Origin of the sequence: Rhodococcus sp. R1101, assembly GCF_000278445.1 — a bacterium.
GTDB classification, from domain to species: Bacteria; Actinomycetota; Actinomycetes; order Mycobacteriales; family Mycobacteriaceae; genus Rhodococcus; species Rhodococcus gordoniae.
The window spans coordinates 1-1,010 of the sequence record NZ_AJVB01000793.1 but is presented as its reverse complement, the minus strand read 5'-3'; the positions used below and the strand labels follow the sequence as shown (position 1 = coordinate 1,010).

Here is a 1,010-nt window from a genome sequence, read left to right as displayed (position 1 = left end):
AAATACGACCCTCTGCCGCACCATCAACCGGCTCGAACCGATCGACACGGGCGAGATCCATGTGGACGGCACCCTGTTGCCGGGGGAGGGCCGGGCGCTGGCCCGCCTGCGTGCGGACGTCGGCATGGTGTTCCAGTCGTTCAACCTCTTCGCCCACAAGACGATCCTCCAGAACGTCATGCTCGGTCCCCTCAAGGTGCGCAGGATCAAGAAGGAACAGGCCCGCGAGTCGGCGATGGCGCTGCTCGACCGGGTCGGGATCGCCAACCAGGCCGACAAGTACCCGGCACAGCTGTCGGGCGGCCAGCAGCAGCGCGTCGCGATCGCGCGGGCCCTCGCGATGAACCCGAAGGTGATGCTGTTCGACGAGCCCACCTCCGCCCTCGACCCCGAGATGGTCCAGGAGGTCCTCGACGTGATGACCTCTCTCGCGAAGGAGGGCATGACGATGGTCGTGGTCACCCACCGAGATGGGATTCGCCCGCAAGGCCGGCGACCGTGTGCTGTTCATGGCCGACGGCCGCATCGTCGAGGACACCGATCCCGAGACCTTCTTCACCGCACCGAAATCCGATCGCGCCAAGGACTTCCTCGGCAAGATCCTCAGTCACTGACCTTTCCGCATCCGACGGGCCGTCCGGCCCGTCGGACGTTGTTCCTGACGAACCGCACCGGAGGTATTCGATGAAACTGTCCCGCTCCATCCGCCTGGGTATCGGCGTCGTCGCCGTGGCGGTGGTCGCCACCGCGTGCGGTGGCGACGAGACGCGCAGTGTCTCGCAGTCCGCAGAGAACGGCACCCTGACGGTCGGTATCAAGTTCGACCAGCCGGGTCTCGGCCTGCGCAACCCGGACGGTTCGTTCAGCGGGTTCGACGTCGAGGTCGCCAAGTACGTCGCCGGTCAGCTCGGTGTCTCCGAGGAGAACATCGAGTTCAAGGAAGCCCCGTCCGCCCAGCGCGAGACCCTCATCCAGAACGGCGAGGTCGACTACGTCGTCGCGACCTACTC

The 1,010-nt window shown here is 65.9% G+C and carries 1 protein-coding gene and 1 pseudogene; both read left to right on the top strand.

The window, feature by feature from the left end; translation table 11 throughout:
* Nucleotides 1-614: pseudogene (locus R1101_RS28650) on the top strand (amino acid ABC transporter ATP-binding protein); the annotation flags it as partial.
* A 70-nt stretch (nt 615-684) separates the two neighbouring features.
* Nucleotides 685-1,010, top strand: a 326-nt coding sequence (locus R1101_RS0124245) for a transporter substrate-binding domain-containing protein (protein WP_016935729.1), incomplete at its 3' end; no start/stop codon positions are given.